The following is a 13,065-nucleotide window of genomic DNA, read 5'->3' on the forward strand; positions in this document are numbered from 1 at the left end:
CCGCCCATGCGCCAGACCATGGCGTCGCGTCCGGGCGCGGCCATCGTGCCCCTGGTCATCGCCCTGTTGCTCATGGCCGGGGCAGGGGTGGCCGTGCATGACCTGCTGACCACCAGCGCCCTGGAGCAGCCCGGCGCCGTGCCCGGGCGCGCCGCGACCTACGCCGCCGAGGCGGGCATCCGCCTGGCCGCCGCCGAATACAACGCCCAGGCCGCAGGCGCCGACCGCACGGCCCTGTTCGAGGCCATCGACGGGCGCGATTTCGTGCTCGACGCAAACACCAACTCCCGCTTCAACCTCGGGGCGTTCTCCTACGGCTTCAAGGCCCTGGCGCACAACACCGCCACGCGGACCATCACCGCCGCCGCCGTGCGTCGGGTGCCCCTGGCCGACATGACCGAAGCCGCCTCGGGCCCCATCGCCTTTCCGGCGGGCAGCATGATCAGCGTGCGCGACGAGATCGGCAACGACATCCCCGTGACCCTGGCCTCCGCCGCCACCGTGTCCACCGCCCCGGACGGCAGCCAGACCGTGGCCTTCACCTACGCGCCCCTGTCCGGCGGGGCCGTGCTCGGGGCCAGCGCCGACCTGGATTTCGTGAACATCGCCCACGCCACGAGCAACACCCCCGCGGGCAGCGCCGCCAGCCTGACCGGCCTGCCTGCCGCCATGGCCAACTTTCCGCCCGAAAACGGGCGCATCCACATCCCCGGGGTGGACAAGACCTACACCTACCGCGAGCGCGTGGTGGAGAGCGGCGGCAGCGTGACCCTCAAGGGCCTGACGCCCGAGACGGGCTCCTTCGCCCTGGCCGACTTCCAGAACGCGACCCTCATCCTGCGCAACGCCTACGCCCTGCGCTGCACGGGCAGCGTGGGCACCGGCACCTACGCGGCGCAGAAGACCCTGGTCCACTACGACTCCCCGGTGGACAGCGCCGCGAACATCGACCCCACCGAGCGCGTGGCCGACCCCAACCGGGTCATCGAAACGACCATGACGGACCTGACGGCCTTCAACAGCGCGGACAAGACCCTGCGCCTGGACGGCGCCAACAGGACCGTGCTGGAGGTCAAGTCCTACCAGTCCACCCAGGGCTCGCACATCAACTACGCGGCCATCCACAGCCTGGAGCGCGACAGCAGCGGCCCCTGGGGCCACGTGGTGCGGCTGAACAAGGACAGCCTGTTCAAGTGGCGCTGGAAGCAGGACACCCGGCTATCCTACGACGTGCAGACCAAGATTGCCTCGGGCTGGAAGCTGCCCTTCGCCCTGGCCGGGCTCTCCCTGCGCCTGCGGGAGACGGCCACCGCCGGGCAGTACGACTTCTACGGCGTGTCGTTCCTGAAGTTCTACGGCAGCGGCCCGCTGCCCAGCCAGCGGTACCGGGGCACCTGGTATACCGTGCTGGGCGACCACATCCCCAGCGGCGTCAAGCCTGCGAGCCAGGGCACCACCGTGCATACCTGGAACACCCCGCCCGAACTGGTGGATTCCAGCGACTATCCCCTGAGCCTTACCGAGTCCGACCGGGTGCTTTTGGTCTTCTGGCGCAACAAGAACGGGGTCAGCACCTGGCTGGCCTACAAGGTGCTGGGCTACCGGAACAACGGCGCCTCCATCACCGGCGAATGGGGCCTGTATCCCAAGCAGCTCAACATCGACGGGCGTATCGTCAACGACAACACCACCCTGGTGGTGCGCGCCGAAGAGCAGTTCGTGAACGGCGAGAAGGTCAACCGCTTCAAGGTGTTCTACGGCGACGCCACCGAGCAGAGCGGCCTGACCACGCGCACGGGCGACGCCACGCCCTACAACATCATCACCGGCGCCTCCAACGCCGCCAGCAAGGACCGGGGCCGCCTGCGCTACAGGCCGGAATGGGTGTCCAACCGCGGCCACAGCTATCCCATCTACCCGGTGCTGCGCATCGGCGACTGGTCGGCCAGCGCGGACTATTTCTCCTTCGTCATGGACGCCCCGGCCTACACTCTGCACCAGTGCAAGTGGGACGGGGTGAACACGGCGGCCATCGCCGCCGACACCGCCGCCGACATCCGCATCTTGTCCGACGGCGGCACCATCCGCACCCGCGAGTTCCTGACGCCGAACAGCGCCGAGTGGCCCGCCAACCCCAACAGCTGGCCCACCAACCGGCCCGAGGTGGGGCTGCACGCCTACGGCAGGCTCATCCGCGCCGACGCGGGCAACAACGCCGTGACCTTCGACGACCTGGCCCTGGGGTTTCTGCTCTACGAGGACACGCCCATGCCCCTGGTGGACTAGCCGACTGGCGGCAAGCCTTTTTTGCCGACCGTTGAACAGTGGTGAGATGAGGACGCGAAAGAATCCAGGGCCGACGGGCAGAAAGGCAGACGCGAGGGTCTGGATTTTTTGAGCAACGCGGCAGACCGCCATTTCGGGGCGGCCCGCCGGAGGACACGCCATGCACCGCCTTGCAGCCATGCTTCTTGCCGCCGCGCTCTGCGCGGCCCTGCTGGCCCCGGCTCCGGCCCGGGCCCTGCTGGCCATCGAGCCCGACACCCTCGCGCCCCCGGCGCAGGCCCCGGCCCCCCGGCCTGCGGCCCCGGGCCCCGGGGAGCGCCAGCCCTCGCAACCCCCGCAACCCCCGCAGGACAAGGCCCCGGCCCAGCCTCCAGCCCCGGCTCCGGCCCCGGCCCAGTAGGCGAATTCGCGCCCCGGGCTTGACAATCCTCGTCCGACCTGGAACCACAAGGGCGGTCGGGCCGGGGCCCGGCCCAAGGCATCGCGTAACCCTGCGAGGTTCCCGTGGCTTTGAACCGACGCGACAACGGTGGCATGGCCCGCCGTCTGGCGATGATCTTCTCCCTGGCCTGGCTGGTGTTCTGCGCCCTGGCCGCCCTGGGGCTGGCCGACCGGCTGTGCGTGACCTCGGGCTGCGCCCTGTACCAGGACTGGTCGCTGTGGGATGTGTCGCTGTGGTGGTGGGGCGTGGGCGGCTTCGGGCTGCTGGCGGTCGTGGCCGTGGTCTCGCCGGTCACGGCCCTAGGCCTGGCCGGGCCCATCGTGCTGCTGGACGCCGGGCTGCTGACGGTGATGGCCTTCCTGGCCCCGTGCGTCAACTGCCTCATCGCCGGGGCGGGGTTCTTCGTGGTCTGGCTGTGCCTGCTGGCCGCCGTGCGCCCCCGGGGTTCGGCGGGGGCCCTTTTGGCCATGCTCTGGCTGGCCGCGTTGTCGCCCAATCTCGTGGCCCTGGCGGGCGACGGCGGGGGCTGGGCCATCTACGGCAACACCGAAAACGCCGCCACCCGCGTGTATTTCTCCCCCAGCTGCCCGGCCTGCCGCCGCGCCGTGGCCGACCTGGCCACCAGCACGCCCTCGGGCGTGGCCTACATCCCCGTGTCCGAGCACCCCGAAGACGTGACGCGCCTCATCGCCCTGCACCAGGACGTGCTGGCGGGCACGCCCTTCATCGACGCCTTCCGCAATGCCGTGCGCCCCGACTTCGAGGCCGGGCCCCAGGGCTTCTGGCGGCGCCTGCGCTACCGGGCGCTTTTGGCCCACAACCACGCCGTGTTCCGGCGCATGGGCGTCCATGCCGTGCCCTACGTGGCCACCGTAGGCTGGCGCGGCCTGCCAGGGCCTGCCGCGCCCCAGCGGCCCCCGGGCGAGCCCCGGCCCGAGCCCGCCCCCGCGCCGCTGCCCGCCCCGGCGTCCGACGACACCCCGGCCCCGGACGCCGCCCCGGCCCCGGCGCCCGCCGCTCCGCAGGCCGCCCCGGCGCCATGAGCGACTTCGAGGCCCTGGTCCAGTCCTGCGTGCAGCAGGGCGTGTCGGACATGCACATCACCGGCGGGCATCCCGTGGTGCTGCGCAAGGACGGCACCGTGGCGCCCCAGCGCAAGATCGTCCTGCGCCACAGCGAGGTGGACGAGCTGGCGCGTTCGCTCATGACCCGCCAGCAGGCCGAGACCCTGCGCCGCCAGTGGTCCGTGGACTTCGCCATCTCCGTGTGCGGCACGCGCCTGCGCATCAATATCTTCGCCACCACGCGCGGGCTGTCCCTGGCGGTGCGCTTTTTGCCCGGCGAGGCCCCCGAGATCGAGATGCTCAATCTGCATCCCTCGGTGGGCGACTTCTGCCGCGAGGCCTCGGGGCTGGTGCTCCTGTGCGGGGCCACGGGCAGCGGCAAGACCACGACCATCGCCGCCCTGCTGGGCGAGATCAACCGCACCCGCGCTGCCCATGTGGTCACCCTGGAAGACCCGGTGGAATACCGCTTCCGCTCGGTGAAGTCGTTCATCGAGCAGCGCGAGCTGGGCGCGAGCTTCCAGAGCTTCGAGCAGGGGCTGGTGGACGTGCTGCGCCAGGCGCCGGACGTGATCTGCGTGGGCGAGCTGCGCCGTTCGGAGATCGTCCGCCTGACCCTGGACGCCGCCGAATCCGGGCACCTGGTCTTCGCCACGCTGCACGCCAGCTCGGTGGAGGAGGCCCTGTACCGCATGCTCAACGCCTTCCCGGCGGACGCCCAGGAGTTCGCGCGCTACCAGCTGTCCTCGGCCCTGTGCGGGGTCATCGTGCAGCGGCTGGCCCTGCGCCCGGAGCTGGGCTTCCGGGTGCCCGAGCTGGCTGTGCTGCGCACGGGCAAGGCCGTGCGCAGCATCATCCGCGAGAACCGCCTGAGCCAGATCGAGAACGCCATGGAGCTGGGCCGCGAGGCGGGCATGTTCACCTTCGGCACCTACGCCCAGGAGATGCAGGCCCGCAGGAAGCCCTACATCCACCCCTCGCGCACCCTGCGCTCCGGGCAGGAAACGGCCCGCGAAACGGTCTACGAATCCCCGCTCATCGACCCCCTGGCGGCGCTGCGCGCCGCCCCGGCCCCCGCCGCCCCGGCCCCCGGCGCCCTGACCATCGAGGACGACGACGCCCTGTCCGACGTGATCCGCCAGATCACCGAACGCGGCCCGCTGCCCGGGGCTTGATCCCGGTCAATGCGGCGCGCCCGCGCCCGGGGCATCCTGGCCCGCAACGCGCCCATCTCCGGGACCACAGCCCACAGGACCACGCCAGCATGACCGGACATCCCGCCTTTTTGCCCCAGCCCTCGCGCATGACCGTGGAGGTCACCACGCGCTGCAACATGCGCTGCGCCCTGTGCGTCAAGCAGGCCCCGGGCGCGGACATCGGCGACGGCGACATGGACCCCGCCGTCTTCGCGCGCCTGGCCCCGGCCTTCGCGCACCTGGATTCGCTGGTGCTCACGGGCATCGGCGAACCGCTGTTGCACCCGGGGCTGGACGATTTCGCGCGCCTGGCCCGCGCGGCCATGCCCGGGGCCGCGCGCATCGGCATCCAGACCAATGGCCGCCTGCTGACCCCAGCGCGCGCCGCCGCCCTGGCCGCCGCCGGGGTGGACCGGGTCTGCGTGTCCGTGGACAGCAGCGCGCCGCAGACCTTCCGCACCCTGCGCCCCGGGGGCGAGCTGGGCGATGTGGAGCGCGCCCTGGCGGCCCTGGCCGGGGTGCGCCGCGCCGTACCCGGCGCGCGCCTGGAGCCGGGGGCCGAAACCGTGCTCGTGCGCGACACCGTGGCCGACCTGCCGGAGCTGGTGCGCTGGGTGGCGGCCCGGGGCGTGCGCTTTCTGCTGGTGTCGCACATGCTGCCCTACGCGCCGCAGGCCGCCGGGCTGGTGGCCCACCCCTCGTCCAGCGACGCGGCCCTGGCCCTGTACCGCCGCTGGAAGGACCGCGCCGCGCGCGAGGGGCTGGACCTGGACGCCTACCTGGACGTGCTGTGGCGCTTCGACAAGACCGGGGAGCAGAAGCGGCTGGTGGCCCTGGTGCGGGCCATGCTGGACGAGGGCGCGCAGGATGGGGTCTGGATGCGGCCCCAGCGGCTGCTGGGCCAGGACGGGGGCGAGCTGCGCCGCCTGGAGGACGCCTTCGGGGCCGCTGCCCTGGCCGCCGCGCGCGAGGGGCTGGACCTGCGTCTGCCCGCCGCCGCGCCGCGTTTCGAGCGGCACTGCGCCTTCGTGGAGGAGGGGCGGGTGTTCGTGGACCGCTTCGGGGCGCTGGCGCCGTGCTATTTCCTGTGGCACCGCTACGTCTGCCATCTGGACGGGCGGCGCAAGCCCGTGACCCCGGCGCGCTTTGGCGCCGTCAACGGCCAGGGCCCGCTGGAGCTGTGGCGCGCCGAGCCGTTCGTGCGCTTCCGCGAGGCCGTGCTGCGCTACGACTACCCCTATTGCCTGGACTGCGCCATGAGCCCCTGCGACCTCATCGCCGCCGAGCCGCACGACTTGGACTGCTACGGGCGCGACGTGCCCTGCGGCGACTGCCCCTGGGCCCTGGGGCTCTACCAGTGCCTGGGGTAGCGGGCAGCCCCGGGGAGCCGGGGGCGCCAGGGCGGGCGGGGGCTACTTCTGGGCTGCGAACCAGTCGGCCACGGCCTGCATGTCCTCGTCGGTCATGGTCCTGGTCTTGTTCTGCATGGCCTTGTTGAAGCGGGTGCCGTCGCGGAAGGCCTTGAGGGCGGTGACGATCCGGGCCGGGTCGGCGCCGTGGAACTCGGTGGCGTGGCATTGGCAGCCCTTGGCCAGGGCCTCGCCCCGGGCCAGGTCTGCGGCGGGCGCGGCGGCGGGAGCGGTGGCGGCCAGGGCCAGGGCGGCGGCGAGAACGAACGCGGCGATGCGCGGCATGGGGTTTCCCCTTGCGGTTGCGGTTGCGCGGCGCGCGGCCTTGGGCCTTGCCAAGGGCGCGCGGGGTCTGGCACATTTTCTTTTTCGCAAACCCTAGCAGGGCACGGAGGCCGACGCAATGGGCTACCTCGACATGCAGGCCTGCCTGCACGACCTGGAACGGCACGGGCAACTGGTGCGCATCCGCCAGGAGCTGGACGCGCGCCTGGAAATCGGCGCCGTGCAGCGCCGCGTGTTCGCCGCCGGGGGCCCGGCGCTGCTCTTCGAGAACGTGCGCGGCTGCCGCTTCTCCATGGTCGGCAACGTCTTCGGGACCATGGAGCGCCTGCGCTTCATCTTCCGCGACACCCTGCGGACCATGGAGCGCCTCTTCGCCCTCAAGGTGGACCCCCTGGACGCCCTGCGCCGCCCCTGGCGCTACGCGGGGGTGCCCCTGGCCCTGGCCCGGGCCCTGCCGCGCACGGTGCGCTCCGGCCCGGCCCTGGCCCAGCGCGCCCAGGTGTCGGACCTGCCCATGCTCGTGTCCTGGCCCATGGACGGCGGGGCCTACGTGACCCTGCCCCAGGTCTATTCCGAAAGCCCGGCCCGGCCCGGCTATGCGGCCTCCAACCTGGGCATGTACCGCGTGCAGCTTTCGGGCAACGCCTACGCGCCGGACCGCGAGGTCGGCCTGCATTACCAGATCCACCGCGGCCTGGGCCACCACCACGCCGAGGCCCTGGCCCGGGGCCAGCGCCTGCCGGTGAATATCTTCGTGGGCGGGCCCCCGGCCATGACCCTGGCCGCCGTGATGCCCCTGCCCGACGGCATGCCCGAGGTCTTCTTCGCCGGGGTGCTGGGCGGGCGGCGCCTGGCCATGGTCCGCCGCCCCGGGGCCCTGCCCGTGCCCGCGCGGGCCGATTTCTGCATCCAGGGCCATATCGTGCCCGGCACGGGCAAGCCCGAGGGGCCCTTCGGCGACCACCTGGGCTACTACAGCCTGACCCACGACTTCCCCGTGCTGGAGGTGGACGCCGTGTACCACCGGCCCGACGCCGTGTGGCCCTTCACCACCGTGGGCCGCCCGCCCCAGGAGGACACGGTGTTCGGGGCCTTCATCCACGAGCTGACCGCCGAGCTGGTGCCCACGGTGTTCTCGGGGGTCCACGAGGTCCACGCCGTGGACGCCGCCGGGGTCCACCCGCTGCTGCTGGCCGTGGGCAGCGAACGCTACGTGCCCTACGCCGAGCGCCGCACGCCCCAGGAACTGCTGACCAACGGCATGGCCCTGCTGGGATCCACCCAGACCGCGCTGTCCAAATACGTGCTCATCGCCGCCCGCGAGGACGACGCACGCCTGTCGGCCCACGACGTGCCCGCCTTTTTCCGCCACATGCTGGAGCGCGTGGACCTCGCGCGCGACCTGCATTTCATCACCCGCACCACCATGGACACCCTGGACTACTCGGGCATCAGCCTGAACCAGGGCTCCAAGCTGCTGTGGGCCTCGTGCGGCCCCGCGCGGCGGACCCTGGCCACGGAAGTTCCCGGCGGGCTGGCCCTGCCCGGGGGCTTCTCCGACCCGCAGCTGGCCGCCCCGGGCATCCTTGTGCTGCGCGGCCCGGCCCACGACCAGGGCCGCGACGCCCACGACCCGCGCCTGGAGGCCCTGGCCCGGGCCCTGGAGGGCGTGCCGGGGCTGGAGGGCCTGCCCCTGGTGGTCTGCGCCGACGACGCGGCGTTTACCGCCCGCAGCTGGGACAACCTGCTCTGGGTGGCCTTCACCCGCTCGGACCCGGCCACGGACCTCTACGGCGCCGGGGCCTTCACCCACTGCAAGCACTGGGGCTGCACCGGGCCGCTGGTGCTCGACGCGCGCCTGAAGACCTACCACGCCCCGCCCCTGGAGCCCGACCCCGAGGTGGAGCGGCGCGTGGACGCTCTGGGCGCGCCCGGCGGGCCGCTGGCGGGCCTCATCTGAGCGCGGGGCCCGGCCCGTGTTCCGGCCCGGCCTGGGCGTCCGCTCCGGCCCTGCGCCTGGCCCTCGCGCCCGGCCCTGCCCTCGCGCCCCGGCCCGGCCCTCGCGCCCGGCTTTGGGCCCGCTTGGCCCTTGCGTCCGGCCCGGGCCGGGCGTAAGACCGGGGCTTTGCGACCCCACCCAGCCCAAGGAGACCCCCCGCCCATGCGCCGACTCTTGCCCCTGCTGCTCGCCGTGCTTTTCGCCCTGCCGCTGGCCGCCTGTGCGCCGCGCACGGGTGACGCCACCCTGAAGGAACGCATCCGCGCCGCCGTGCGCGAGGACCCGCAACTGGTCCTGGACGCCCTGGCCCAGGACAAGGTGGCCCTGCTGGAGCTGGTGGAGCAGGGTGCCCGCGAGCGCCGCGACCGGGCCATGAAGGACAGGTGGCGCCAGCAGTTGGACGCGCCCCTGGCCCCGGCCCTGGACCCCGCGCGCCCCTGGCACGGCGCGCCCGACGCGGCGGTGACCGTGGTCTCCTATTCCGACTTCCTGTGCGGCTACTGCGCCCAGGGCTCGCGGACCATCGACGCCCTGGTGGAGCGCCATCCCGGGCGGGTCCGCCACCTCTCCAAGCACGCGCCCATGTCCGAGAACGGCGAATACGCGGCCCGGGTCTACGAGGCCCTGGGGCTGCAGGACGGGGAACTGGCCCTGGCCTTTGCCCGGCAGGCCTTCGCGCAGCAAGCGGGCATCGCCGCCGCGCCGCAACCCAAGGAGGCCTTCCTGGCGCTGGCCCTGGCCCTGTCCGGGGTGGACGCCGCGCGCCTGGAGGCCGACATGCAGGGCGACACCGTGCGCGACCGGGTGCGCGACGACGCCCGCGAGTTCCTGGACTGGGGCTTCACCGGGGTGCCGGTGTACCTGTTCAACGGCGTGGCCGTGGAGGGCGCGCTGTCGGAGCGGACCATGGAAGAGGTCCTGGACCTGGTGCAGGGCGGCAAGTAGCCCGCCCGGGCACGGAACGAACGCAGGGGCCCGCAGCCGGAAACGGTTGCGGGCCCCTGTGCGTTGCGGGCGGCGGGGCGCCTCGGCTCAGGGCCGGTCCAGGGCGTAGTCGCGGCAGATGGCCTCGAAGGCCTCCAGGTCGCGCTCGCGCGGGGCGCGCATGAAGGCGCCCAGGAGCATGGCTCCGATGCCCGCGCGCCACAGGCGCCCCCGGCGGGCGCCGGGCCAGGGCCTGCGCAGCAGCCGGGCCAGCAGGGGCGCGGGCCGGAAGCCGCTGCCCGCGACCATGTCCGGCTCCGGGGCCCGGGCGGGGGCGGCGCCGGGGGGCGGGGCGTCGGGGGCGTCGGGGGCGGCCTCGGGCAGGCCGGGCGCGCTGGCCGGGGCCTCGCTGAAAAAGCCCTCCGGCGCGCCCAGGGTGCCGTAGAAGGCGTCGGCGTACTGGGCCAGGGTGCGGCGGCCCAGCAGGGCGTCCGCCGGGCCCAGGCGGTCGAGCACCAACTCGCAGCCCGTGTGCGGCGCGGCCAGGGTCAGGCGGAAGTGCCCGGGAGTGAAGGAAAAAGCGCGCAACTCAAGGTCGCCGGGCACCACGGCGGTGACACCGAAGGCCGCCCAGGGCACCGGGCCCCCGGGCGGATGGTCGCCCAGGCTGTCCAGCACGGCCAGGGCCGTGGCCATGTCCTGCTCCGGGGCCGGGCCGGGCAGGGTGAAGCGGGCCAGGGCCGCCAGGCCGGTGGCGGGGTTGTGCAGCACGGCGCCGGGCCCGGCGCCGTCCCCGGCGCGCCAGGCAAAGGGCAGCACGGCCAGCCCCGCCGCCGCCAGGGCCTGCCCGGCCCCGGCCCAGCCCGGGGGCAGGGCGGCGGGGTCGGGGTCGGCGACGGCGCCCGGGCCCATGGCCGCGGCGACCCGCGCCAGATGGGCCTGGGGGTCGAAGGAGCCCTTGGTGCGGGCCCAGCGCAGGTCCAGCCCCTGGCCGTCGCGGCCCGCAACGGACAGGGCGAAAGCCTGGAACTCCGCCGAATCCCAGCTTCTGGGCACCTGAAGGCTCACGCCGTTCCAGGCCAGGGTCTTGCGGGGCGGCAGGGGCGCGTTCATGGCGCGGCAGGTGCGGAAGCGGGCGCAGTTCTTGGCATCGCGCAACGATAGCGCCCCGGGGCGCGATTGTCCAGATGCGCCTGGGCGCCTGGAACCTCCAAGGTATGGAATATCAAGGACATGGGCCGCGCGCCAGGGCGGATTTCCGACTTCCGGGCTCCCCTTTGGCGGGGCTCTGGCGCCGCGTGGCCAGGATTCGGCTTGAAATCCGGCGGGCTGCATTCACACCCTTCCAGTAGGTGAATATCCTATTCTTGTGATATGATTTTTAGTTATTTAAGTGTGTTGCGCCCATTTTTCTGGACATGAACCACGTGGCCGAATTATGGGGGTTCGGAATATGCCGGTTCGGAGGGCGGGCTTTCCGAACCACGAGCAAGTGACCCCGTCATGCGTGTCGGGCGCGAAAGGAGGGCTGCGGTGGATACATCGGGATGGAACTGGGAGCCGGGTGAACGGCTTGTCGCCGACCTCGGCGCCAGCCGGGACAAGTACGAATGGGTCGAGGAGCCGCACGTGAGCCCCGATGGCGAAACGTACGCCGCCGTGGCCAACGTCCAGGGCGAGTTCACGGCCTGCGTGAACGACGAGGCCTGGGAAAACACCTTCGAGCGGGTCTGGAACCTCGGGTTCGGGCCCGATGGCCGTCTCACGGCCTGCGTTTCGGACATGGGCGAGTGGAAGTTCGTCGTGGACGACGAACCCTGGGAAGAGAGCTTCGGCTACGTCTGGGATACGCATTTCAGCGCCGACGGGTCGGTCATCGCCGCCGCCATCCAGAATGACGGCGCCTACGGCATGGCCGTGGACGGCACGCCCTGGGAGACGCTCTTCGAGAACGGCACGGCCTTCACGCTGAGCGCCGACGGCGCGCACAGCGCGGCCGCCGTGCAGGCCAAGGAGCTGGGCCAGGCCGACATCAAGCGCTACCAGGAAGGCCTCTACACCGTGGCCATCGACGGCAACGCCTGGGACACCCTGTTCACCAACGTCTTCGGCGTGACCCTGTCGGCGGACGGCAGCCATGCCGCAGCCGAGGTGCGCACCAATCTGTACGACTTCACCGTGGCCGTGGACGGCGCGCCGTGGGCCGCGCGGTTCCAGGGCGTGTGGAAGCCGCTGTTCGACCCGCGCGACGGTTCCGTGGTCGCCCCGGTGCGCCAGGGCGGCAAGTGGTCGCTTGCGCGCGACGGGCACCTGATCTGGAGCCTGTACGGCCAGTGCTGGCACGCGGCCTTCAGCGCCGACGGCGCGCGCCTGGCGGCCATCGTCAGCCCGCAGTTCGGCCGCTGGACCGTGGCCGTGGACGACAAGCCCTGGGGCCTGACCTTCGGCGAGATGGTCACCGACCTGGCGCTGTCGCCCGATGGCGCCCGCGCGGCCGCCCTGGGCAAGGACGGCGGCAAGTGGGCCGTCATGGTCGATGGCAAGGCCTGGGCCGGACGCTACGACATGGCCTGGGCCCCGGTGTTAAGCCTCGACGGCGCCCACGTTGCGGCCAAGGTCGAGAAGGGCGGCAAGTACACCGTGGCCGTGAACGGCAAGGAGTACTCCCGCGCCGGCGAGGCCTGCTTCGACCCGGCGTTCAGCCCCGACGGGCGCCTTGTTCTCGTCAAGATGATCGAAAACGGCAAGTACCACCGTCGCGTGGTGCCCGTGGCCGATTTCAAATAGGGGGGAGCCATGCACGCATTCTACGCCCTTGTCAGCGGCCCCCTGGTGTGGGTGGCCTTCGCCGTCTTCCTGGGTGGCAGCATCTGGAAGATCGCTTCGCTTCTGGCCGAAACCAAGGCCAAGGACACCTACGTCGTCGAGTACTGGAGCTGGCGCCACGCCCTGGCGAGCTTCCTGCACTGGCTGGTGCCCTTCATGAGCACCAACTCGCGCCGTCAGCCGGTGATGACCATCGTCACCTTCCTGTTCCACGTGGGCATCGTCCTCGTGCCGCTGTTCACCCTGGGGCACCTGGTGCTCCTGGAGGAGAGCGCGCTCGGCGTGAGCTGGGCCGCGCTGCCCGACAGCGTGGCGGACGCCGCCGCGTGGATCGTGGTCTTCGGCTGCGTCTACTTCGCCTGGCGCCGCCTGACCCAGCCCGAGGTCCGCTTCGTGACCAGCTGCTCCGACTTCGCCATCCTGGCGGTGGTCGCCGCGCCGTTCGTCACGGGCATCATGGCCTACCACGGCTTTGGCGACAACCTGCTCATGACCAGCCTGCACATGCTCTGCGGCGAGATCATGCTCGTGGCCATTCCCTTTACGCGGCTCTCGCACATGCTGACCTTCTGGTACACCCGGGGCTACACGGCGTCCGAGTTCGGCGCCGTGCGCAACGTGTACGACTGGTAGG

General features: G+C 72.2%; 11 protein-coding genes. 9 read left to right on the top strand and 2 right to left on the bottom strand.

The genetic code is table 11. From position 1 onward, the window contains the following. Positions 1-6 precede the first annotated feature (6 nt). From G495_RS0103350 to G495_RS0103370, 5 genes are all read left to right on the top strand, one after another. Positions 7-2,286 (top strand): hypothetical protein, encoded by a 2,280-nt coding sequence (locus tag G495_RS0103350; protein ID WP_028586646.1) that lies wholly within the window; start codon positions 7-9, stop codon positions 2,284-2,286. 160 nt (positions 2,287-2,446) lie between these two features. Beyond that, positions 2,447-2,686 carry a hypothetical protein gene (locus G495_RS0103355; RefSeq protein WP_028586647.1) on the top strand — a complete coding sequence of 80 codons (240 nt, stop codon included), beginning with the start codon at positions 2,447-2,449 and terminating at the stop codon, positions 2,684-2,686. Positions 2,687-2,820: 134 nt separating this feature from the next. Next, entirely contained in the window at positions 2,821-3,771 is a 951-nt protein-coding gene (locus tag G495_RS22180; RefSeq protein ID WP_211234125.1) for a hypothetical protein, read from the top strand. After that, positions 3,768-4,967 carry a type IV pilus twitching motility protein PilT gene (locus G495_RS0103365; RefSeq protein WP_028586649.1) on the top strand — a complete coding sequence of 400 codons (1,200 nt, stop codon included), beginning with the start codon at positions 3,768-3,770 and terminating at the stop codon, positions 4,965-4,967. The genes G495_RS22180 and G495_RS0103365 overlap by 4 nt, the downstream gene beginning before the upstream one ends. A gap of 89 nt (positions 4,968-5,056) precedes the next feature. After that, on the top strand, positions 5,057-6,358 hold the full coding sequence (locus G495_RS0103370; RefSeq protein WP_028586650.1) for a radical SAM/SPASM family putative metalloenzyme maturase: 1,302 nt from the start codon (positions 5,057-5,059) through the stop codon (positions 6,356-6,358). A gap of 42 nt (positions 6,359-6,400) precedes the next feature. Here the strand turns inward: G495_RS0103370 and G495_RS0103375 are convergent, their stop codons facing one another. After that, positions 6,401-6,682, bottom strand: coding sequence for a c-type cytochrome (locus G495_RS0103375; RefSeq protein WP_028586651.1), 282 nt, complete (start codon positions 6,680-6,682; stop codon positions 6,401-6,403). 118 nt (positions 6,683-6,800) lie between these two features. On the opposite strand from G495_RS0103375, the gene G495_RS0103380 reads away from it, so the two are divergent. Both G495_RS0103380 and G495_RS17385 read left to right on the top strand, forming a co-directional pair. After that, complete coding sequence (locus G495_RS0103380; RefSeq protein WP_028586652.1) at positions 6,801-8,642, top strand: UbiD family decarboxylase; 1,842 nt, start codon at positions 6,801-6,803, stop codon at positions 8,640-8,642. Between the two features lie 201 nt (positions 8,643-8,843). Further along, a complete protein-coding gene (locus G495_RS17385) occupies positions 8,844-9,626 on the top strand; it encodes a DsbA family protein (protein ID WP_051445022.1) in 783 nt (260 codons plus the stop codon). Positions 9,627-9,713: 87 nt separating this feature from the next. Here G495_RS17385 and G495_RS17390 read toward each other — a convergent pair whose 3' ends face one another. Continuing rightward, positions 9,714-10,763 carry a hypothetical protein gene (locus G495_RS17390; RefSeq protein ID WP_035250863.1) on the bottom strand — a complete coding sequence of 350 codons (1,050 nt, stop codon included), beginning with the start codon at positions 10,761-10,763 and terminating at the stop codon, positions 9,714-9,716. Positions 10,764-11,138: 375 nt separating this feature from the next. Between G495_RS17390 and tmcD the strand changes: the two genes are divergently transcribed. Both tmcD and tmcC read left to right on the top strand, forming a co-directional pair. Beyond that, positions 11,139-12,392 carry an electron transfer complex subunit TmcD gene (gene tmcD / locus G495_RS0103395; protein WP_028586653.1) on the top strand — a complete coding sequence of 418 codons (1,254 nt, stop codon included), beginning with the start codon at positions 11,139-11,141 and terminating at the stop codon, positions 12,390-12,392. A gap of 9 nt (positions 12,393-12,401) precedes the next feature. After that, complete coding sequence (gene tmcC / locus G495_RS0103400) at positions 12,402-13,064, top strand: TmcC family electron transfer complex membrane anchor subunit (protein WP_028586654.1); 663 nt, start codon at positions 12,402-12,404, stop codon at positions 13,062-13,064. The last annotated feature ends 1 nt before the right edge of the window (position 13,065 follow it).

It is taken from the genome of Desulfocurvus vexinensis DSM 17965, from assembly GCF_000519125.1.
Classification (GTDB): Bacteria; Desulfobacterota; Desulfovibrionia; order Desulfovibrionales; family Desulfovibrionaceae; genus Desulfocurvus; species Desulfocurvus vexinensis.

Excerpts from the sequence above, each read along its gene's own strand:
- G495_RS0103350 (WP_028586646.1), top strand. The coding sequence starts at position 7 with ATGCGCCAGACCATGGCGTCGCGTCCGGGCGCGGCCATCGTGCCCCTG.
- G495_RS0103355 (WP_028586647.1), top strand. The coding sequence starts at position 2,447 with ATGCACCGCCTTGCAGCCATGCTTCTTGCCGCCGCGCTCTGCGCGGCC.
- G495_RS22180 (WP_211234125.1), top strand. The coding sequence starts at position 2,821 with ATGGCCCGCCGTCTGGCGATGATCTTCTCCCTGGCCTGGCTGGTGTTC.
- G495_RS0103365 (WP_028586649.1), top strand. The coding sequence starts at position 3,768 with ATGAGCGACTTCGAGGCCCTGGTCCAGTCCTGCGTGCAGCAGGGCGTG.
- G495_RS0103370 (WP_028586650.1), top strand. The coding sequence starts at position 5,057 with ATGACCGGACATCCCGCCTTTTTGCCCCAGCCCTCGCGCATGACCGTG.
- G495_RS0103375 (WP_028586651.1), bottom strand. The coding sequence starts at position 6,682 with ATGCCGCGCATCGCCGCGTTCGTTCTCGCCGCCGCCCTGGCCCTGGCC.
- G495_RS0103380 (WP_028586652.1), top strand. The coding sequence starts at position 6,801 with ATGGGCTACCTCGACATGCAGGCCTGCCTGCACGACCTGGAACGGCAC.
- G495_RS17385 (WP_051445022.1), top strand. The coding sequence starts at position 8,844 with ATGCGCCGACTCTTGCCCCTGCTGCTCGCCGTGCTTTTCGCCCTGCCG.
- tmcC (WP_028586654.1), top strand. The coding sequence starts at position 12,402 with ATGCACGCATTCTACGCCCTTGTCAGCGGCCCCCTGGTGTGGGTGGCC.